This is a genomic window from Nitrosospira multiformis (assembly GCF_900110185.1).
Classification (GTDB): domain Bacteria; phylum Pseudomonadota; class Gammaproteobacteria; order Burkholderiales; family Nitrosomonadaceae; genus Nitrosospira; species Nitrosospira multiformis_A.
This window is the reverse complement of record NZ_FOCT01000009.1, coordinates 1-19640: the sequence shown is the minus strand read 5'-3', so window position 1 is coordinate 19640 and position 19640 is coordinate 1. Positions and strand designations below refer to the sequence as shown.

The 19640-nt window shown below is 54.9% G+C and carries 18 protein-coding genes, 1 tRNA gene and 2 pseudogenes; 8 read left to right on the top strand and 13 right to left on the bottom strand.

Annotation, left to right across the window (positions count from 1 at the left end; genetic code table 11):
- Positions 1-34: 34 nt before the first annotated feature.
- From BMY01_RS10960 to BMY01_RS18095, 8 genes are all read right to left on the bottom strand, one after another.
- On the bottom strand, positions 35-5071 hold the full coding sequence (locus BMY01_RS10960) for a hypothetical protein (protein ID WP_074747104.1): 5037 nt from the start codon (positions 5069-5071) through the stop codon (positions 35-37).
- A gap of 347 nt (positions 5072-5418) precedes the next feature.
- Complete coding sequence (locus tag BMY01_RS10955; RefSeq protein WP_074747102.1) at positions 5419-6006, bottom strand: DNA-3-methyladenine glycosylase I; 588 nt, start codon at positions 6004-6006, stop codon at positions 5419-5421.
- Between the two features lie 352 nt (positions 6007-6358).
- Complete coding sequence (locus BMY01_RS17445; RefSeq protein WP_139176871.1) at positions 6359-6706, bottom strand: hypothetical protein; 348 nt, start codon at positions 6704-6706, stop codon at positions 6359-6361.
- Between the two features lie 31 nt (positions 6707-6737).
- On the bottom strand, positions 6738-7496 hold the full coding sequence (locus tag BMY01_RS10945; protein WP_074747098.1) for a hypothetical protein: 759 nt from the start codon (positions 7494-7496) through the stop codon (positions 6738-6740).
- A 90-nt stretch (positions 7497-7586) separates the two neighbouring features.
- A complete protein-coding gene (locus BMY01_RS10940) occupies positions 7587-7931 on the bottom strand; it encodes a hypothetical protein (protein WP_074747095.1) in 345 nt (114 codons plus the stop codon).
- Positions 7932-7985: 54 nt separating this feature from the next.
- Positions 7986-8612: a hypothetical protein gene (locus tag BMY01_RS10935; RefSeq protein WP_074747093.1), complete on the bottom strand. Its 627-nt coding sequence runs from the start codon at positions 8610-8612 to the stop codon at positions 7986-7988.
- Positions 8613-8652: 40 nt separating this feature from the next.
- On the bottom strand, positions 8653-9156 hold the full coding sequence (locus tag BMY01_RS10930; RefSeq protein WP_254772706.1) for a hypothetical protein: 504 nt from the start codon (positions 9154-9156) through the stop codon (positions 8653-8655).
- Positions 9131-9268 (bottom strand): hypothetical protein, encoded by a 138-nt coding sequence (locus tag BMY01_RS18095; RefSeq protein ID WP_217638656.1) that lies wholly within the window; start codon positions 9266-9268, stop codon positions 9131-9133. Before BMY01_RS18095 ends, BMY01_RS10930 begins: the two co-directional genes overlap by 26 nt.
- 74 nt (positions 9269-9342) lie before the next feature.
- Here BMY01_RS18095 and BMY01_RS18360 point away from each other — a divergent pair, with 74 nt between their 5' ends.
- The gene (locus BMY01_RS18360) at positions 9343-9558 is read left to right on the top strand and encodes a hypothetical protein (RefSeq protein WP_254772705.1); all 216 of its coding nucleotides are present in this window, start codon (positions 9343-9345) and stop codon (positions 9556-9558) included.
- An 80-nt stretch (positions 9559-9638) separates the two neighbouring features.
- Entirely contained in the window at positions 9639-9701 is a 63-nt protein-coding gene (locus BMY01_RS18355; RefSeq protein ID WP_254772716.1) for a hypothetical protein, read from the top strand.
- Between the two features lie 178 nt (positions 9702-9879).
- Here BMY01_RS18355 and BMY01_RS17795 read toward each other — a convergent pair whose 3' ends face one another.
- Complete coding sequence (locus tag BMY01_RS17795) at positions 9880-10119, bottom strand: hypothetical protein (protein WP_175463248.1); 240 nt, start codon at positions 10117-10119, stop codon at positions 9880-9882.
- A gap of 252 nt (positions 10120-10371) precedes the next feature.
- Here BMY01_RS17795 and BMY01_RS18350 point away from each other — a divergent pair.
- From BMY01_RS18350 to BMY01_RS18805, 3 genes and pseudogenes are all read left to right on the top strand, one after another.
- A pseudogene (locus BMY01_RS18350) lies at positions 10372-10425 on the top strand (hypothetical protein); the annotation flags it as partial.
- A 27-nt stretch (positions 10426-10452) separates the two neighbouring features.
- Positions 10453-10950: a PEP-CTERM sorting domain-containing protein gene (locus tag BMY01_RS18345; RefSeq protein ID WP_254772715.1), complete on the top strand. Its 498-nt coding sequence runs from the start codon at positions 10453-10455 to the stop codon at positions 10948-10950.
- A gap of 8 nt (positions 10951-10958) precedes the next feature.
- A pseudogene (locus tag BMY01_RS18805) lies at positions 10959-11078 on the top strand (hypothetical protein); the annotation flags it as partial.
- Between the two features lie 168 nt (positions 11079-11246).
- Here the strand turns inward: BMY01_RS18805 and BMY01_RS10910 are convergent.
- Positions 11247-11322 (bottom strand) — tRNA-Phe (locus tag BMY01_RS10910).
- Between the two features lie 342 nt (positions 11323-11664).
- On the opposite strand from BMY01_RS10910, the gene BMY01_RS10905 reads away from it, so the two are divergent.
- The 3 genes from BMY01_RS10905 to lspA are packed head-to-tail and all read left to right on the top strand — an operon-like array spanning position 11665 to position 16044.
- Positions 11665-12672, top strand: a complete 1008-nt coding sequence (locus BMY01_RS10905) for a bifunctional riboflavin kinase/FAD synthetase (protein ID WP_074747084.1) — start codon at positions 11665-11667, stop codon at positions 12670-12672.
- Between the two features lie 30 nt (positions 12673-12702).
- On the top strand, positions 12703-15534 hold the full coding sequence (ileS, locus tag BMY01_RS10900) for an isoleucine--tRNA ligase (RefSeq protein ID WP_074747082.1): 2832 nt from the start codon (positions 12703-12705) through the stop codon (positions 15532-15534).
- A 27-nt stretch (positions 15535-15561) separates the two neighbouring features.
- Positions 15562-16044, top strand: coding sequence for a signal peptidase II (lspA, locus tag BMY01_RS10895; RefSeq protein ID WP_074747080.1), 483 nt, complete (start codon positions 15562-15564; stop codon positions 16042-16044).
- A gap of 19 nt (positions 16045-16063) precedes the next feature.
- Here lspA and BMY01_RS10890 read toward each other — a convergent pair whose 3' ends face one another.
- From BMY01_RS10890 to BMY01_RS10880, 3 genes are all read right to left on the bottom strand, one after another.
- Positions 16064-16618 carry a cob(I)yrinic acid a,c-diamide adenosyltransferase gene (locus BMY01_RS10890; protein ID WP_074747078.1) on the bottom strand — a complete coding sequence of 185 codons (555 nt, stop codon included), beginning with the start codon at positions 16616-16618 and terminating at the stop codon, positions 16064-16066.
- 53 nt (positions 16619-16671) lie between these two features.
- Positions 16672-18228 (bottom strand): DEAD/DEAH box helicase, encoded by a 1557-nt coding sequence (locus BMY01_RS10885; protein ID WP_074747076.1) that lies wholly within the window; start codon positions 18226-18228, stop codon positions 16672-16674.
- Between the two features lie 242 nt (positions 18229-18470).
- Positions 18471-19253 (bottom strand): hypothetical protein, encoded by a 783-nt coding sequence (locus BMY01_RS10880; RefSeq protein ID WP_074747074.1) that lies wholly within the window; start codon positions 19251-19253, stop codon positions 18471-18473.
- Positions 19254-19640: the final 387 nt, after the last annotated feature.

The window sequence follows — 19640 nt, the reverse complement described above, 5'->3', positions numbered from 1 at the left end:
CGGGACGCTCAAATGTGAATAGTTTTTCTCGTTCCTAGGATTTTGCCGAGTTGAAGTTGCCCAGGAGAATCAGGTCGCCCGGCACGGCGCAACTGCTGAACGAGATGTAGTTGTTCGATGGAAACAGCAGGTTTTTCAGCGCGAATACCGAAATGGAGTCAAACTGGATCGACAGCTTTTCCGCAATCTGCGTCGGCACCTGGCTCTGTATCTGCTGGTTAACCTGCGCGGCCAGATCGTCGGAGCCGCTAGGTCCTCCTCCCGACAAGTGACCACTGACCACAACTCCCTGACCGGAAGTCTTGATCTCGATGGTCTGGTTGCGCCCGCTTCCACCCACACTCAGCGGCAACGCAGCTTTCACCTCGATGGTCACGTCGGTTGCCAGCTTGGAATCGCTGCAGCGGGGGTCGCAATTCCACAAGCAGGGATAGTACGACGTGCAGGCACGCTGGTTGTATTGCAGGGATTGCCCGCGCGACCCGCTGTAATACATTTGCCCGTTTGGCTGTACGACAATGGCGGTATCCGCCAGCGACCAGGAGACATCGTTTCCGCCCGGGATCGAGTAGGTATACTGGGTGATCGATCCACTGCCACGACCGCTGCTGGTGGACGAGGTGTGGTTGAGTTTGCTCAAGTCAACGCTGCCGGTGACGCTGGCACTGGTGAATTTAGCCGACCACGCCTTGGCTGAACTGCCTGGATCGACCCCTTGCAGCGCCCAGCCATTGTTTCTCAAGCTTTGCGGAAGCACATCCTTGAATATCAGCGCCGAGCGGACGATCATGCTGTTACTCTGACCCTGCGGGATCGGCTCAGGGATATTGTTCAGAAAAGCCTGGGAGTAATTCAGCGCTGCCCGTCCTCCGGTCATGATGAAGAGCTGCAGCATCTCGTTATTGCCGGGTGTCTGAAGCGGCTTGAAGATAAAATCGCTTGGCTTGAGTGATTCCAGCGTGGGAATAGCGGTCAGGTCGAGCTGATTGATCAGGTAGACCACAGGGTTATTGACGAAGTATTCCTTCACCGCCTTGTTGAATTCCACCTTCGTTGCGTCGCTCAGATCGATGTTACTGATCGAGAACGTTCCCTCCTTCATGTCGAGCTGCACTTTCAAGACGTTGTGATTGCTGTTGTCAATCTTGACCGTCCCTGCCACCTTGGCCAGTTGAATCACCGCCGTCAGGGTTTCGCCGCCGATAGATTGGGGGACATCGCACTGCTCAGGAAAGGATCCCACTTTCGAACAGCGCTGCACTGAACCATTCAAAACCTCCATTCTCAGCATCGCAGTATTGTTGTTATTGATGCTGAAACTCAGAAGGGGATAACCGTATTCGATGGTAAAGCGGTTGATCACAGTCACGTCGCCAGGATATTTCTCCGAGGTGTTGACAACGATTCTGTTTTTGTAGGCTGTGTCCTTTTTCAGGGCTTCGTACTGGTCCTTCAGCGCTCTGTTGATCTCTTCCAGATTCATGTTGAACACCACATCCCAACCGTTGGTGCAGCTTCCCTGAGCATACATCTGCTTCAGCAACGTGTCTGCGGAAGGCAAGGTTGGAGCTGGAGCTGCAGCAAGCAGCGGGCGGACATCTTCGGCCGCAGGGGCCGCAAGCACCGGGGGCAAGCCTGATGCGAGCAGGCGATTCAAGGCGCGGCGCTGCATGACTTTCTGCGCATCCGCAATTCTTGCTTCCAGCACGAAGGACAAGCGGATCGTCAAACTATCGCCATCGAACCGCAGGCCCTTGTTCGTGCTCGTGTTCGGCAGCGAAATCTCCCAGATGGAAAAGGGCGTCACCCGGCTTACACCCCCAGACCAGGATTGCCCCCCGTCGGAAAACCTGGGCGAGTTGTCCTGGGCGTTATAGTTGTATATGCGCTCGCGCCATGGCGTGCGGAACGTCAGCGGGTCACGATGCAAGTTGCGGTCATGAAAGGCGGTTCCGCTATAGGCCAGGCGCAGCAGATAAGTACCGCTTTCAGTCGACTTGACACCTTCCACGAAAGCAACCACGGAAACGATCCTGGCGTTGACGTATTGGTAGAATGCCGGGGCATCCAGGAAGATGGGGGTACGAAAGATATTGCCGCCCGTCAATTCCTCTGGCTTCACCCCTTCGATGACATATTCGATCGGCCTGGTTCGTGTGACCTGATACTGGGCAAGCAGGGATTTGGCTTCCAGCGTGGCGGCTTTCTGCTGAACCACCGCGGCACTGAATTTCAGCAGACTGTACGCCAGCACGGGTGTGGCGGGCTGAAGGTTGGCGTATTGAAGCGCCAGGTCCTGCATCAGGAATGCCTTGGCAAGAATTGTGAGCATCTGGTTCTGGATGAATGTCAGGTGCCCGGTCAACGCCACCAGATCGATTGCGGAACGGTCCAGATCCTTCACCTGGGCAGGATGCAGCTTCTGCTGCAATTCCTCCAGCCGTTTTGCCTGGCGGCTGTTGATCTCTTTCTGCTTCTGATTGGTATAGATGTCTCGTTGCAGGGCGTGCAATGCGGATTCAGCGCTGGTTACAGCCTTGCCGCGCAGCACCATCGTCGCAAAAGCCGCTTGCAGGCTTGCCTTTTCAGGTTTGATGTCCGGACCCGATGCCATGATCTGGTTGAACTGAATCGACATTTCATCCCAGGAAAGCATCGATGGATTGCCGAACTGCGCATCATCCAGATCATCCAGCGCGTGCTGGGCGTTTTCCAGACCCTTGGCGCCAGTGCTCGCGCCGGTATAGAGCTTGGACAGGGCGTTGAGTACATTCAGCGTCTTCTGGATGCGTTGCACGGTGAGGCCAAGATCTTTCACTGCGGAGATGGAGGATGCCGGCACGGCGATGGAAGTACCAAGGCTGAACAGATTGGTGGCCACTTCCAGTCCGAACTTGATCGCTTCCATGGTTTGCCACTGCTGTACCGCGGATTTATATTTCTGTACCGCCAGGTTCACTTCTCCCTGGGCTTCGAACAGTGACGCGCGCAGGTCGTTGATCTTATTCTGCTGCTGGTCGGCCTCGGCCTTGCTCTGGGCAATCAGCGAATCGTAGAATCCTTCCAGGTCTCTCTGCTGCTCCGCATTCGCCTTGATCACATCGCTGACCAGTTCGCCCGACTTGATGATATTCTCATTGAGCGTCCTGCCGACATCGATCACCCTTTCTTCCACGCGCCGAGCAGTCATGCGCTGTTCGTTTTGCGCCACCTGCAGCTGTATCCTGTCCAGATAACTGAGTATGCTTTGCACATACTGCTCATAGTCCGTGTAAGGCAGGATCGGAACGAAACTGCCATATTCCGGATTGATGGCGTAGCTGGCGAGATCCATCGCACGGATGCGCAAGGCAATCAGCTCTTCGCTACCGCTTGCGCCCGATAGAAATTCCGCCAGCCAGTTCAGATAATCGCGTACGAACTGCTGGAGACAGCCATTGGCTTTGCCCGACTGGTCGCTGATGACCGCCTCGGCAAATGTCATGGAAAACTGAAGGCTGTTCACAAGCAAGGGCACCACCTCAGCGGGAGGCACAACGCGCACGTCATCCGCGACAAAAGGCACTGCCTCCGGACGCTCGCCTTCCAGGTCGAACCTGAGTCCATCCACGATGACACTGTAGCGTGAACCGGAACTGTTTCTGATCGCCAAAGCACCCAGAAACTCATCACATCCCAACTGCAGCGATTCAAATGCTTCATCCGCCAGGGAGATCGCCCTGGGTTGGCCTTGTACCCGCATATCCAGCACCTGCCCGAACAGCCGCACTTTTTTTCCGGGCACTTCGATGGTTTTATTGCTGCTCACGGACAATACGTTGGCAAGAAGAATGAAATCCTGCACTTCTTCGGCAGCCACGAGTTGCATGTCTGCAAGATCCAGACGTGCCTTGTACGCATTGATAGTTGGAGTGGCAATGAAGGACACGATCCCGGCGGTATCCTGCGGCAGCATGCGAACAAAATCGCGCTGGTCATAAATGGAAAAATTCGGCTGTATGGTCGCACGGTACTTCTGCGCTATCGCACCCTTGAAGACCCGCTGCCAGATCAACCCGCGCTTCTGCTCGATCATCACACTCAGGCTGGCAAGCCGCACCCCTATCACCGTCTGCTGGACGAATTCCTGCTGGAGATCGGCAAGCGACAGCACCGAGTTGACGTTGAACAGCGAGAACACGCTGTTCTTTTTTGACCACAGCTTATCCAGCCAATCGCTCCGCTCCAGGGTCGAATTGAAGACGGCGGAATTGCTCAGGCAAATGACATTTCCATACTCTTCCACATAGCCGAAGATACCGGCGGCGCGGTCGGTCGTAAACTGGACAAAATTTTGCGAGCCATGGCCCGATAGCGGATTGCTGCCGTCCGCATAAGCCGACTTGATCCGGGCAAACTGCTCCGGCTGATAGGCAAACACCTGAAGGATGGTATCGCCCAGCTCCACGCCGGAAACATAATGGGTGCCAAATTCGCGGAAAGAATCCAGGACGTTGTTGGCATCATCCTTTGTCAGTTGATCGCCGTAATCCTGCAGCCGGCTACGCCCGGCATGCCGCAACCTGGTCGAAGCCGAAATGAAGGCAGGGATGAGCCCATACTCGGGATCGGGTTGACGAGGACGCGCGTGTACCAGAATGCCGCCCACCTCCGACGCATGGTTGTCCGCTCCATCCACCCTTTCCAGTTTGACTAGCGCATAACCTGATCCCGGCTTCGTCAAATCCACCCCGATGGTTTTTGAAAGTATCTCCAGGGAAGCCCGACTGCCGGCAGCACCCGCGAGCAAGGCGCCCGGCCCAAAGGAAGGCGCATCGATGTCGCTGGAAGGCTTGACGATCTCATACGGAATCAGCTCATCCAGCAACTCCAAGGCCGTTTCATGCAGCGTAATCACAGGGTAAGACCACGAGCCCCGGTGCTCGACCGGCTCCACCGGCTTTAAATCCATCGCCTGGTGTTCGGCGGAATAAAGGATGTTGAGCAACCCCTTCTGCGGCTGCCAGTTCGGGTTAAGACCGCGAACGAGATTGGTGGAAAAACCGATGCTGAAATCCGGATTATTGCTCATGATTTACGCGTATTCCCTGAAAGATTGGCGATAAGGATCAAACAGGTGAGTCCTGCTTGAAGAGGAAGAGACGTGATAAAGCTGAGCCAAAAAGGATATACAGACCGTTAGCGCTTCAAGACGCGGGAATAGGGGCAGATTGGCGCTCTATTCGAGGTTTTGACCGTTTGGCTTTTTAGTGGCGGGTTTTGGGGGAAACCCAGAGGTGAAGGGGCGCATCCGCAAACACAGACAGCAGATCTTGGCGATCGCCCTATTGCGCGGCACCTTCTCCGGTGCGCGCGAGAAGAAACGGGGGTCGACACTGACCCCGGAGAAGCCGGAGGGCAGCGAGCGCGTCTACCGTATCATCGTGGCGACGACGAACGAAACCGGTCTTTCACCTCTTCATGCCGGAAGCAGGTTGTCAGATGGTCATTAACCATACCAGCGGCCTGCATGAGGGCGTAGCAAATGGTCGATCCCACGAACTTGAATCCCGCCTTGCCGAGCGCCTTGCTCATGGCATCGGACTGAGGCGTTCGTGCAGGCACTTGGGACATGCAACTCCAGGCATTTTGGACCGGCCTGTCATCGACGAAGCGCCAGAGGAAGCTGCTGAAGGACTGGCCGGCGGCGGTGAGGGCCAAGTAGGCGCGGGCATTCTGGAGAGTGGCAGCAATCTTCAAGCGGTTGCGGACGATACCTGGGTCTGCCAGCAAGGCAGTCACCTTGTCCTCGCCGTAGCCGGCGACAAGCACCGGATCGAAGCTGTCAAAGGCCCGCCGGTAGCCTTCCCGTTTCTTGAGGATAGTGGCCCAGGAAAGGCCAGCCTGCGCGCCCTCCAAAATCAAGAGCTCGAAGAGCGCCCGATCATCATATAACGGCACCCCCCATTCGCAATCATGATATTCGCGGTAGAGGTCGAAACTCTCACTCCAGGGGCAGCGTTCCATCGGCAGCGGTCATCGGTAAATGATGGAAGTCTACCTGCAGATATCCTTTAGGAGTTTATCCTGAGAGATGTAAGTCCGAGAGTTGGACGACTCGGATGCCATCCCCTGCGTTGCCCGACCGCATGTCGTGGATGCTGACTTCGATCCAGTTAGGCTGGACCCAGACGGCATAAACACCAAGCAGAGTCATCAGCACAGCGAGCGCGATCCGGAGGCTCACGCCAAACACAATCACACCCTGCAGGGCGCGCAGCAAAGCTCGATACGATCAATCCAGTCGTCACCCATCGAAAAAGCTTCGGAGTGGAGAAACACGATCTTCGCGGAACAGCGAATCATTGATCATTCCCGTTCACAAACCGAGCCATCGCATCCTTGGCCTTGTCCGCCGATTCGACGTAGTAGATTGCATAGGTCGAGGACATCCCTGGCCCTCCCTCGTTGTCGTATTCGGCTGAAAAGTCCGGAAGGCATCAACCTCGTCGAGCAGATTCTCGAACGGCTCGCGTTCTTCGAAGTCATCGCCACCGTCTTCGCAGAGCTTGCTCCAACGTTCGTTGAACGCATCTATCAGCACACCGCCCTCAGCGGTGCGAAACGTCCTGTCCACAATAAGCAGCACGTGAGCGCATTCATCGCTGCTTGCGCAGTAGGAGCATTCCTGCGCACCGCCCTCGTCGTTGTAATCTTCCGTGCTCATCTTTTCGTCCTTGCTCGATTCGGCCCTTGACTCACTCAAGCCCCGTAAATCGGACATGCATGCCATGCCCCCGCCACAACGGCACAGGTGCCTCCTCGCTGGACTTGAAGGGCTGGTCTACGCTCACCGCAGCGACAGAGGCGAAATGCCCCGTGGCGCTCATCTTGGCGCAGCCGGCGGCAATCGCTTGCCAGTTGCTCGGGCGCCCGACGCTATTGGCCGGAAATTTCGCGGAACGCACCACAACCCACTCCGGCCGCTTGGACTTTCCGAGGAACCAGATTGAGGGATCCACCTCCGGGTTGCCCTGCCAGGACATCAACTCGAAGCCTTGCTTGTCCAGATAGTCGCGGACCACTTGGACGGCCATGTCGTGGACCTCCCACGGCGTCATCTCGATCTTCTGGTCCGTGACCAAGGCAACAGGATCGATCGGCCTTCTGGTATCCGGGTCCAGCAAGCCCCATCCCGCCATGTCTGCCACCCAGGCGCCACCAAAGAGCTTCTTCTTCATCGGCAGGATGCAGGCTCGACCGTTGGCCATCCTGGCCGCCGTGATGAACCCTTGCGGATTCCCGGGGCCCCGCACTTTCCCGTTAACGTCCTCGACACGCACGAAGAACAGTTGGTTGCCCAGACGGAACGAAAGATGCTCCAGGAACGGCGGGTAGGGGTGCGCGCGGAGCCATGACTGGATCCCGCCATCGACCTGTTTGCTCAAGTGGATGCCGGCTGCCTTCCAGCAGGGGAAGAACGCTTCCGACATCTCATGCATTTCGATTTCGTACATGCTGCTCCTCAGTGCGGGCTGTAGCGGCTCTTGATACCGTCGATCGTGCGCAGCTCGTCGTAGTACCGCTTCTCACCGGTGTGCTTGTCTTCAAACGTTGCTGGCTGTGCTTGAAACAGGACTCACACCACCCAATCGATATCGCATTGGATTGGCTATGTCGCCAAACTGCGTCGGCGCGCCGCAATTCGTGCAGGGGGCTTTTCCCTTCGCGTCCTTGGTAGGCTGCGCCGTCAGATCCAATTGGTCCAGGAACGGACTCGACGCTGCATCACCAGACAGCTTCTCCGGCTGCACGAAATTCAGGGATATCGTCTTCTCTCCGGCATGGTGAAGAAATCCGTACCGTTCCGTCAGTACTGTCGGCGAGCACTTGGCAATGCCCCAATCTGGCTTCTTCGGATACCTTACGCGATCGCATTTCTTGTATTGCATGAGATCTCCTTGATGGGCCATCGCGCCTGACACTCAGTCAGCTTGCTTCCTGAGTCAGCCCGGAATGTCTTTAGCTCGCTCCTGTTTGGCGCTGCCATCTGCTTCCGCTTCGTCAGGGATGTCCTTCCACACCGTCAGAAAGTGGGTGCCCGGTGCTCCGTCCTGAACCACAACGTATCCACACCGCAGCTCCTTGCGCCCCCACATCGTCTGCCACCGTGCCGAGAACGACCACAGCTCAGCGCCATCGGCACGGCCCTTGAGGAACTCCTGCCACGCTGCGTGGAGGTGACCAAATGGCAATTCAGGTGCAGCCTTTAGCGGGTCCGTGACAACCTCGCGCCTCTCGATCTCCTGCTCCGTCAGTCGCTCCAGCAGTTGTTCGCGCTCGACAGCGAATTCGCGTTCCTCTGGGAAACCGTTGCTTTCCTTCTTCTGGAACAACTCCTTGACCTGCATGTAAACAACCACAGGCCAAACGGCGACCACGAGGATGACCGCGAGGACGGGGGCGACGAAGTTGTTGAGGATACGGTAGGAAAGCTTCTTGCCATCAGGGTTGACGGCTTCGAGCAGATCTCGGAGGGATTCAGATTTCTTCTCCTTCGTCAGGCGGTGTGCGCCGTAGACAACCGCAAGGACCACCACCCCGATGCCGAGGTACCAGTAGAGATAGATCACGCCGACTCTCCCTTGCCTTTGCCGGTTCGAGGGAACACGATCATGGCGCCGATTTCGTAACCTTCAGGGCGTTTTCAGACTCGGCGGTACCGTTGTGACGCACTCGAGTCGCCACAACTACCCCTCGCTCGACATCCAAGAACAAGTCCCGCTCGAAGGTGCTGCCGTAGCCCATGTGCACATATTCGAGCTGCTTGCCTTGGGGGATGCGGATCGTGCCGGAGTACCAGTGGGCGAACACGCGATCGGGATAGTCCGGGAAGATGGTTGCCAGTGATGCCTCGGCTCCACCCTCAAGCGTTCCGTTCAGCCCGATCAGGTACAGGCGGGCATTCACAATTTCCCAGCTGCCGACGTAGCCACGCCACAAGGCAGTGCAGTTGGACTCGAAGCGCGGATTGACGCCCCCCATGGCGAAATAGTCGCTCAGGGGGTTCGTGCACATCGCCACGTCGTTCCCCTGGTAGTTCAATCGTTCTGCAATCTGAGCGGTCATGTCATTGCTCCCTTTCCTGGATCTATGCCGATTGCGCAGCCGAGGCACTCAGTAATGCGACCCCGTCGTCATCCTTGCCGGTGGTGATCAGCGCCCATAAGGCATGACACTTGTCTTGGACGTCGCCCGGTGCATCCTCCAGTTGCTTGATCAGTCGCAAGTCGATTTCCGCCTGCTGCTTTGCCTTGCAACCACCATGGCCTTGATAAGCGCGTCTTCGTCGGTTTTGATGCCTTGCCAGAAGAAGCGGTCGGCGCCTGCCGGGGAAACTCGGCGATCCCCTTCAGGAGTGGCGGGGGCATGACCGATCTCGGTGGAGGTAAAGCTTCTGCCATCAGTGATGTCGGACAGGTGGCTGGAACGGCCGCAGGTGAGCGCGCTTTTATCACCGGTCCCAATGGCGTTGGTATGACGTACCTCAGTTCTTCAGATGAGTTCCCGCCGGAATAGTTCCAAGGAGGGCCAGCGACATCAATAACGCGGGACAGGTCCTCGCCACTGCCCTTATCCCTGAGCCTCGATCCTATGCTTTGATACTCGCGGGCCTGATCCTAGTCGGATTCATGGTCCGGCGAAAGGGCCTGCTGGCATAAAATGCCTATAAACCCGATTAGGAGCACTTCACGTTGTGAGGGAGATGCGCGATGCGTGTTCGAAAAACAAAGGTCTGATCGGACAATCAATCCGCGCACGAGTGACTTTATTTAATGAGGGAACAGCGGTAGAAATTCACCCTTGCTACTTGATCCTGCTGTTGTTTGCCGAGGCAATTCATTCAACCCTATTTGATAATTTATATCCCTTATCTATATTTAAAGAATACTTGCCCAGCCTAGTAATTCCATTTTTTGGAAGTCCCATTCTTATATATGGAATAATATATGGAATAATATATGGAATACTAAGGAGGAGTTTATCGTGAAAACCTTCGTTGGTTTCAAAATCCGTGGCTTTATCCTCCTTGCGACATTTTTCACCGGCCTGAGTTTCGGTACCAGCGCCTTCGCTCAAACACTAATACGTCAATACCTCGTCGACCTCAACAGCAGGACAACAACTCCCCTTTCTTTATCAATCCCCTTTCAGCCCCGTTTTTTATCGTAACATCAACGATGTGGGGCAGTTAGTGGGCGATGTTGGGGAAGCTCCTTTTCATGCTTTCATCACCGGCCCCAACGGGATCGGTATGAGGGACTTGGGTACCTTGGGGATGATCCGACACGTTCGGTTTCATCTGCCTTTGCCATCAACAACTCAGGGCAGGTGGCAGGATTTTCTAATTCAATTCGTGACCGTCTTCAGTTTGAGTCCCATGCTTTCATCACGGGTCCCGATGGGATGGGTATGAGGAGTCTGGGCACCTTGGCCGGCAATCATCCCGCTGCTTTCAGCAGTGCTTCTGGTGTCAACGAAACTGGGCAGGTAGTTGGTAGCTCCACGACGATTGGATTTTCCTCTAATCATGCTTTCATCACGGGCCCCGACGGGACGGGCATGAGAGACCTGGGCGCCTTGGGCGGTACTTCTAGCGAGGCGCATGGCATCAACGAGGCCGGGCAGGTGATAGGCAGCTCTCTCACGGCTCAAAACGTTTGGCGTGCTTTCATCACCGGCCCCGAGGGCGAAGGCATGACAGACCTCAATTCACCGGTTCACCTGTCCGAGGGGGACGTCCTCACCGCCGCTATGGGTATAAATAATGAGGGACAAGTCATTGTTCTGGCCATCCCAGAACCGGAAATCTACGCTCTGATGCTTGCTGGCCTAGGCCTAATCGGTTTCATGGTACGACGCAAGAAAGAAGAAAATCTACTGAGAAGGCAAAGGACACACGTCGTGTAGTTGCCGCCGCCGGAATGGATCCTGACGAAGTTGTGCGGCACACGCTTCGCTATACCGCTATCGCACACTTGGTCCAGGCTGGAGTGGATCTGCCTACGGTAAAAAGGATTTCAGGGCACAAGACCTAATAATGGTTGAACGTTATGCTCACCAGAACGGCCAACATATCAAGACAGCAATGGATAAACTTGAGGACCGCTATCGGAAGATTAGGTAGTAATTCTCGTCGCAATTACACAAGAATTACACAAAGCAAAAGGTTTTCCGATATTAAATCTTCTAACCTTTTGAATTACTGGTGGCCAAGGGCGGAATCGAACCACCGACACAAGGATTTTCAGTCCTCTGCTCTACCGACTGAGCTACTTGGCCTATTAAAACGATTATCCTGTAACAGTCGATTCAGGTACAGGTTTTTAACCGGCGAGATTGTAGCACAGTGCCAATTCTGTTGGAATCCAGCGTGCAAGATTAAAAACTAAAGCAACCGTAGAAACAGTACGATTTTCTTGCCGAACTACGTTCCTGTTTCACCTCTTGACCGTCTCTTGCAAACACGAAATACAATTAGGGATGCTCAGCTGCGGCAGTATCCACCCTCTTAAAAAACGGTGGAATTTCTGGCGCCGCTCTTTGGAGCATTAACCGCCTGAAAATCAGCTGCCTGAAACTCGTCCAAACAGGCTACAATTCAGCATTTTAGCAGCAATAGGCATGCGCATTTCCCACGGCACTCCCGTTCAGGCTGATGCGCCGGTTGCCCTCACTATCGGCAATTTTGATGGGGTGCATCTGGGGCACCAAGCGATGCTTGCGCGCCTGAAAGAGGCAGCTGACCGGCTTAGTGTCGAATCCTGTGTCATGATTTTTGAACCGCATCCGCGCGAGTTTTTCGCGCCGGATAAGGCGCCCACGCGGCTCACCAGCCTGCGGGAGAAGCTGGAGTTGCTGGCGGCAGCCGGGGTGGAGCGAGTTCAGATATGCCGCTTCGATTTCGATTTTGCCAGAATTCCGGCGGAGGATTTCATTGTCCGCATCCTTCAGCATGGTCTGGCTGCGCGCTGGATTCTGGTGGGAGACGACTTTCGCTTCGGTGCACGCCGTGCCGGCGATTATGAGATGCTCAAGGCATTTTCGGCAGAGTGCGGTTTCGAGGTGGAAGAAATGCCGGGCTTTACCGTAAACGGCCTGCGGGTTTCAAGCACCGCCGTTCGCGAAGCATTGGCGGCGGGTGATCTCGAGCTGGTCAAATGCCTGCTGGGCCGTTTCTACAGCATCAGCGGGCGCGTGGTGGATGGCGACAAGCTCGGCAAGAAGATCGGGTTTCCTACTGCGAATATCCAGCTCAAGCATAATCGCCCGCCACTGGCGGGAATCTTTGCCGTTGAAGTCGAAATGGAAGCTTCGGGGAACGAGACGCCCTCGTCATTGGAAGTGCCTTCATTGGATACACTGCAGGGGGTTGCAAGCCTGGGCGTGCGTCCCACTGTGCATGAGCATGGCAAGCCGGTGCTGGAGGTTCACCTGTTCGATTTCGACCAGGAAATTTATGGCCGCCATTTGCGGGTGCATTTTCTTCACAAGCTGCGTGATGAGGAAAAATATTCCGACCTCGAGGCGCTGACCAGACAGATTGGCCGGGATGTGGACAATGCAAATAAATACTTCTCCTCGTTATCCGAGGCACCCGCTCTTTCTGAAAAGAAGCTGGTGCAAGGATAAGGCTGCCATTCGCTACATTTTCGATATTTCATGACCGACTATAAGAAAACGCTGAACCTGCCCGATACGCCTTTCCCGATGCGGGGTGATCTCGCGAAGCGAGAGCCTGTGATGCTTAAGGCATGGGAAGAAAAGAATCTTTATCAGAGAATCCGGGAAGCCTGCAAAGGCCGCCCCAAGTTCGTGCTGCATGATGGACCGCCATATGCCAACGGGGATATACACATCGGCCACGCGGTCAACAAGATACTGAAAGACATCATCATCAAGTCGAAGACCCTGGCTGGCTTCGATGCGCCTTATGTGCCGGGCTGGGATTGCCATGGCCTGCCAATCGAGCACCAGATCGAAAAGAAGTACGGCAAGAACTTGGCGGGAGATAAGGTGCGCGAGCTATGCCGCGCTTTTGCGAAGGAGCAGGTTGCGCGGCAGAAAGCGGATTTCATCCGCCTCGGTGTCCTGGGCGATTGGGATAACCCTTACCTCACCATGAATTACCGCACGGAGGCAGGCATTATCCGTGCGCTGGGCAAAATTTATGAAAACGGCTATCTCTACCAGGGGCAAAAGCCGGTCAACTGGTGTATCGATTGCGGCTCGGCATTGGCCGAAGCGGAAGTCGAATATGAGGACAAGGCCTCACCTGCGATAGACGTGAAATTCAGGGTGGCTGATCCGGCTGTATTCTGGCAAAAGGTCTTGAAGCCATCGGATGATTTGCCGCATCCGGGTGCCCATGATGACAAACCCGTTTATGTCGTTATCTGGACGACCACCCCTTGGACCTTGCCGGCCAACCAGGCAGTGAGTTTGAATCCTGATGAAGAATACGTTGCGATCGACACCGGAAGTGAGTTCTTACTTCTGGCCGATGCCCTTGTTGACGGTGCTTTGCTGCGCTATGGAATCGCAAAAGCTGGCGTGAGTATTGCGGGCAGATGTACGGGTGCTGCCTTGGAACACATGCTGCTGCAGCACCCGTTTTACTCCCGGCAGGTGCCCATCATTCTGGGAGAACATGTCACCATGGATGCGGGAACAGGTGCGGTGCATACAGCTCCTGCACATGGGGTGGACGATTATGTAGTGGGCCAGAAGTACGGCTTGCCGGTGGATAATCCGGTGGGGGATGACGGGCGCTTCTTCGATTCTGTGCCGCTCGTCGGCGGACTTTCCGTATGGAAAGCGAACGAGGTGGTGATACAGGAATTGGAGAAGAACGGGCTTTTGTTGAAGAACGAAAAGCTTCAACACAGCTACCCGCACTGCTGGCGGCATCGAACACCGATCATCTTCCGCGCGACACCGCAGTGGTTTATATCCATGGATAAGGAAGTCTCGCGTAAGGATCATGGTGAAGTTGCGCAATCGCTGCGCGAATCGGCGACCGCCGCAGTGGAGGCAACCGCCTTTTACCCGTCTTGGGGAAGAGCCCGGCTGGAAGCGATGGTGAACAACCGGCCGGACTGGTGCATTTCACGCCAACGCAACTGGGGCGTGCCGATGGCGCTTTTCGTTAACAAGGAAACCCATGAACTGCACCCCCGCACGAGCGAACTGCTGGAGCAGGTTGCTCAACGGGTGGAGCAGGAAGGGATTGAAGCATGGTTTCGTTTGGATGCGAAGGAACCCCTGGGAGAGGAAGCGAAAGATTACAAGAAGCTTACGGATACGCTGGATGTGTGGTTCGATTCGGGTACGACGCACGATACGGTTCTGAAGCCTGACCCGCAATTGAGGTATCCGGCCGACCTTTACCTGGAGGGGTCGGACCAGCACCGCGGCTGGTTCCAGTCCTCCCTGCTCATCGGTTGCGCGATTGACGGGCGCGCCCCTTACGATGCCCTGCTCACCCATGGCTTCGTGGTGGACGGGCACGGCCATAAGATGAGCAAATCCAGGGGGAATGTAATCGCGCCGCAGAAGGTGATGGATACGTCGGGGGCAGATATCCTGCGATTATGGGTGGGGTCTACGGATTATTCGGGAGAGCTTTCGATATCGGATGAGATCCTGAAGCGCGTGGTGGAGAGTTATCGGCGGATACGCAATACGCTGCGTTTTCTGCTTGCCAATCTTGCAGATTTTGATTCATCAACCGATGCCGTACCCATCGAGCAATGGCTGGAAATAGACCGTTACATTCTGGCTTTTACGAGAAGGCTTCAGGATGAAGTGGTGGAAGACTATCGCAACTTTGACTTTCATTTGATCGTGCATCGCTTGCATAACTTCTGTTCGGAGGATCTTGGCGGTTTCTACCTCGATGTCCTCAAGGACCGGTTATATACAGCCAGCGCCAATGGTCTTCCGCGCCGTTCCGCCCAAAGCGCGCTGCATCACATTGCCCATAGCCTGGTGCGCTTGTTTGCGCCCATCCTCAGCTTTACTTCCGAAGAGGTATGGCAATATCTTCACGGTGATTCGGAGAACAGCATTTTCCTGCATACATGGCACAGGCTACCGCCGCAGCCGGATGAGGAAGCGCTCGTGACGCGCTGGAGCAGGATACGCGAATTGCGCTCGCAGGTTCAAAAAGCCCTGGAGGAGTCGCGCGCCTCGGGGAAGATCGGTTCTTCGCTTGCAGCCGAGGTGCAGATTCGAGTTGCGGGAGATGATTTTTCTCTGCTGGAGTCGCTAGGCGATGATCTCCGGCTTGTCATGATCACCTCGGCGGCACAGGCCGTTCACAGTGAGAAACTGGAGGGCGAAAGCATTGCTGTAACGCCCAGCGCTCACCCGAAATGCGAACGGTGCTGGCATTATCGGGAGGATGTAGGTGTGGACAGGGAGCACCCGACCATTTGCGGGCGATGCGTATCCAACCTGTATGGGGCTGGCGAGGTTAGACGATATGCTTGAACAAGTTGCTTGTGGGGACAGGCTTATATGAAGCTGTGGGTAAGCCTGGTTATTGCGCTGATTGTAGTGGTGCTTGATTTCGTCACGAAGCGCTGGATAGAGGGTGTGCTGGATTATGGCGAGCATGTGCCGCTGACCGGTTTTTTCAATCTGGTGCTGGCATATAACGCCGGAGCTGCGTTCAGTTTCTTGAGTGATGCGGGAGGATGGCAGCGCTGGTTTTTCACAGCCGTTTCCGCAGGCGCCTCTGTATTAATCGTTTTTTTGTTGTACAGGCATGCGGCAGACAAACTTTTCTGCATCGCTTTGAGCCTGATCCTAGGCGGCGCCCTGGGGAATTTGTGGGACCGCGCCACCCTGGGTTATGTCGTCGACTTTCTGGATTTCCACGTAGCGGGCTATCACTGGCCGGCCTTCAACGTGGCGGATTCAGCGATTTCGCTGGGGGCGGTATTGCTGGTGATCGACGGCTTTCGGCGAAAGGATGCTGATACCGCAAAGAGCGGGTGATTCCGGCGCAAGAAGATGTTTAGACGGCGGTCTTGCCGGGCTGCCACATCACGTCTTCCACACCTTGCTGCCGATTCAGGAAGCGGCATAACACGAACAGAAAATCCGACAGCCGGTTGAGATACTGAAGATGTACAGGAATCAATGTTTCTGCCTGGTAGAGCTCTACGACCCGCCTTTCGGCGCGACGGCATACTGCCCGGGCAACATGGCATAATGAAGCGGCCCGAGTGCCACCGGGAAGTATGAATTCCCTGAGCGCCGGTAACGCTTCGTTGTAATGGTCCAGTTGCGCCTCCAGGCGGTTGGCCTGTCCGACATTAATAGTGACCCGTCCTGGGATGCACAGATCCCCACCCAGATCGAACAGGTCGTGCTGGATATCTTCCAGTTTTATCCTGGTATCGCCATCCAGCGTTTCCGCAAGCAACAGGCCAATGAAACTGTTGAGTTCGTCAACCGTGCCCATGGCTTCGACGCGCTGACTGTGCTTGGAAGAGCGGGTACCGTCCCCCAGTCCAGTCGTCCCGTCATCACCAGTCCGCGTATAGATCCTGGTCAGGCGCTTTCCCATGCCGATCGCAGATCAATTCGGGGGGTGATTTTCGTTAACTAGGCAATACGGGCTCACCCTTCCTGCTCCTGCTTGCTTTGACTGCGTGGGGGCATGAATAACGCGGGAACAGGTTTTTTTTGCTGCTTATGGGCAAAATAGTCGAACCGTTTTTCCGGCAAGGAGGTTTCGGACTTGGCACTGGTTCTGTCCGAAGACTCTCCGGAAAATGTGCCCGGTGTATAGGGTTGAGTAAAGAGGGGATCCTCCGGCAACTTGCCGGTTTTGCGGGAGCCTGCGTACTCCTTGGAACTCCTGGCATTTTTACCCTTGGTCCCGTTAAGCGACATAACTGAATTTGCCTGCTCCAGTTTCCGCGGCTGCAATCCGCGAGGCTGCGATCCGGCAGATTTCTTCTCCGTTGATTGATCGGATCTATGGTCGATTCTTCCGTGCGACGTGGCAGCTTCCCCTTGAGCAACCGGGGTTTCCGGCTCGAAACCTGGAACTACTTTCGACTCCAGCTTGAATTTGAGCAATTTCTCGATGCCTTTGAGTAATTCCGCCTCATCCTCGCATACGAGTGATACGGCATCGCCCCTGGTTCCAGCGCGGCCCGTGCGGCCAATGCGATGTACATAATCCTCAGGATTTGTCGGCAACTCGAAATTGACCACGTGCGGCAGCTCTTCGATGTCCAATCCCCTGGCAGCAACGTCGGTCGCTACCAGGACACGAACCTCGCCCTGTTTGAATTTTGTCAGTGCTTCAGTACGCTGCGGTTGGGTTTTGTCCCCATGAATCGCCGCTGCACTGATGTGGTCCCGTTCCAGTTGGTGAGCCAGCCGGCTCGCTCCATGCTTGGTTCGCGCAAATACCAGAACCTGTTTCAGGTCTTGCGATTTGATGAGGTGCGCCAACAATTCACGCTTGCGCTCGCGGACCACAGGATGTACAACATGAGTTATCAATTCAGTGATAGTGTTGCGCTTTGCGACTTCGACCAGCACCGGCTCTCTCAGAAGCTTCCCCGCAAGTTTCTTGATCTCATCGGAAAATGTGGCCGAAAACATCAGGCTCTGGCGCTGGGACGGCAGCAATGCAAGAATGCGCTTGATATCCGGTAAAAAACCCATGTCGAGCATCCGGTCCGCTTCATCCAGTATGAGAATCTCTACCTTGGATAAGTTGATCGCCTTCTGCTGAACATGATCCAGGAGTCGTCCCGGCGTAGCCACCAGAATTTCTACCCCCGCCCGCAACTCTCGAGCTTGCGGTTCCATATCCACCCCGCCGTAAACTGCAGCGTATCTCAGTGGAAGATACTTGCCATACGTTTTTACGCTCTCATGCACCTGTATAGCGAGTTCGCGCGTGGGAACGAGAATCAGCGTACGGATGGGGTGTCGGGCGGGAGAGGCGCTGGTGTTAGCGCCGGATTGCAGGAGATTTAACATCGGCAATGTAAAACTCGCAGTCTTGCCGGTACCGGTCTGTGCTGCGCCCATGATATCCCTGCCTTCGAGGATACGGGGAATTGCCTGGGTCTGAATCGGAGTTGGGTCAGTATAGCCTTGATCTGCTATGGCGCGCAGAATCTCGGGCGCTAAATTAAGTTCGGTAAACGACATATTCAATACTTCGAAACCGCATGACAAGGGGTGTCGACGCGGTCGGAGGAGGATAATTTATAAATAAGGAAATGATGTACAACAATGGTGTGTTGTAGAAGATGAAGAGACTAAACGCCATGTAGAGCGTTAAACAGCATTGGTCTGTTTGTGACGAGTCAAATTTATTAAGGTGTATCAGTATTAACGTATGCTAATAATCAAAATTTAGACTATTTGCGAATTATAAAATTCATTCATTCTTAATCATTTCTTGCTTGCTGGCGAATACTTTCGGGCTTGGTTCCTTTGATCCATTCGCCACTTTTCGTAAAAACACGCAACAATACCGGTGCGCCGCCAATCGCTACCGCATCGACGAGGCAATACCAGGCCGCTACACCGCTTGGCGGATTTCCCTGGGATAAGCTGAGGACGGGCTCTATCGTAGCCCACTTCCATGTCCCGGCTGCGGTGCCGATCAACTCCAGCCAGGTGGTAATAAAAAAGGCTGCCAGATAAACCATTGGGGAGCGACCTTTGAACAGATATATCAGAAACACGCAAAATAGCAGTGCCCCTACCTGATCTCCCTGCTCAGGGTATCCGCTGATCCCCCAGAGCGACCAGATACCGCAAGTCAGGACAACGAAAGCCGCTATTCTTCGGGAATACTTCAGGAAGAGGCCGGAACGGGCCAGGGCGACTGCGGTAAGATAAACCATGCCATGCCCGGGAGGCACGTAGGCGGGCACATTTCCAAAACGATAGGTGTAGCCCTGCATGTAAATGGAAGCAAAATGTTCACCCGCAGTAGCGAAAGCAACCGCGATGATTACTTGCATCCGCACTTCTTTATTTTCGCCAATCAACAATCCGAACAGAAACGTCCAGGCGATCAATCCCATGAAGTTTTGCTGCGCGAGACTGCCCGTCGCATCCAGATTCAGGCTGATCGCTACACAAAGAAAAGTGAGTGTGGCGATAAAGTAGTCGCGCATTCTGTGCGCATAGGGAGTATCTGGTCTGGGAAAGTTGCGTAACATTTCTTGGATCTAGTGTTGGCGACAGCTGTCGGGAGTCCGTGGGTAATCTTGGGGTAATCTAACCGGCACGAGGCTTAACAACTATAAAGTGTGAACCATACCATACATCCGGGATTTCTTTTTGGCGTTCTGCGCCAAGAGAGGCAGGAATACGGAATCAAGGTCTCCATGAAATAAAACCACTGTTTCCGGTTGTTACCGGAAACAGTGGTTGAACAGGAAAATTACTCGTATTGCTTGTCAGGCGTCTTGAAGGAATAAGGCCAATAATCGCCAGCGAATCGGCTGATGATTACTCCTCGTCTTCCTCTTCCTCGTCTTCCTCATCCTTTTTTTCGGGCTTGAGCACCATCTTGCCCTGCTTGATGCTCTCGTTCAGGTCGGTTT

Coding starts and splice junctions, on each gene's coding strand:
- BMY01_RS10960 (WP_074747104.1), bottom strand. CDS start 5,071: ATGAGCAATAATCCGGATTTCAGCATCGGTTTTTCCACCAATCTCGTT.
- BMY01_RS10955 (WP_074747102.1), bottom strand. CDS start 6,006: ATGGAACGCTGCCCCTGGAGTGAGAGTTTCGACCTCTACCGCGAATAT.
- BMY01_RS17445 (WP_139176871.1), bottom strand. CDS start 6,706: ATGAGCACGGAAGATTACAACGACGAGGGCGGTGCGCAGGAATGCTCC.
- BMY01_RS10945 (WP_074747098.1), bottom strand. CDS start 7,496: ATGTACGAAATCGAAATGCATGAGATGTCGGAAGCGTTCTTCCCCTGC.
- BMY01_RS10940 (WP_074747095.1), bottom strand. CDS start 7,931: ATGCAATACAAGAAATGCGATCGCGTAAGGTATCCGAAGAAGCCAGAT.
- BMY01_RS18345 (WP_254772715.1), top strand. CDS start 10,453: ATGAGGAGTCTGGGCACCTTGGCCGGCAATCATCCCGCTGCTTTCAGC.
- BMY01_RS10905 (WP_074747084.1), top strand. CDS start 11,665: ATGCGCATTTCCCACGGCACTCCCGTTCAGGCTGATGCGCCGGTTGCC.
- ileS (WP_074747082.1), top strand. CDS start 12,703: ATGACCGACTATAAGAAAACGCTGAACCTGCCCGATACGCCTTTCCCG.
- lspA (WP_074747080.1), top strand. CDS start 15,562: ATGAAGCTGTGGGTAAGCCTGGTTATTGCGCTGATTGTAGTGGTGCTT.
- BMY01_RS10890 (WP_074747078.1), bottom strand. CDS start 16,618: ATGGGAAAGCGCCTGACCAGGATCTATACGCGGACTGGTGATGACGGG.
- BMY01_RS10885 (WP_074747076.1), bottom strand. CDS start 18,228: ATGTCGTTTACCGAACTTAATTTAGCGCCCGAGATTCTGCGCGCCATA.
- BMY01_RS10880 (WP_074747074.1), bottom strand. CDS start 19,253: ATGTTACGCAACTTTCCCAGACCAGATACTCCCTATGCGCACAGAATG.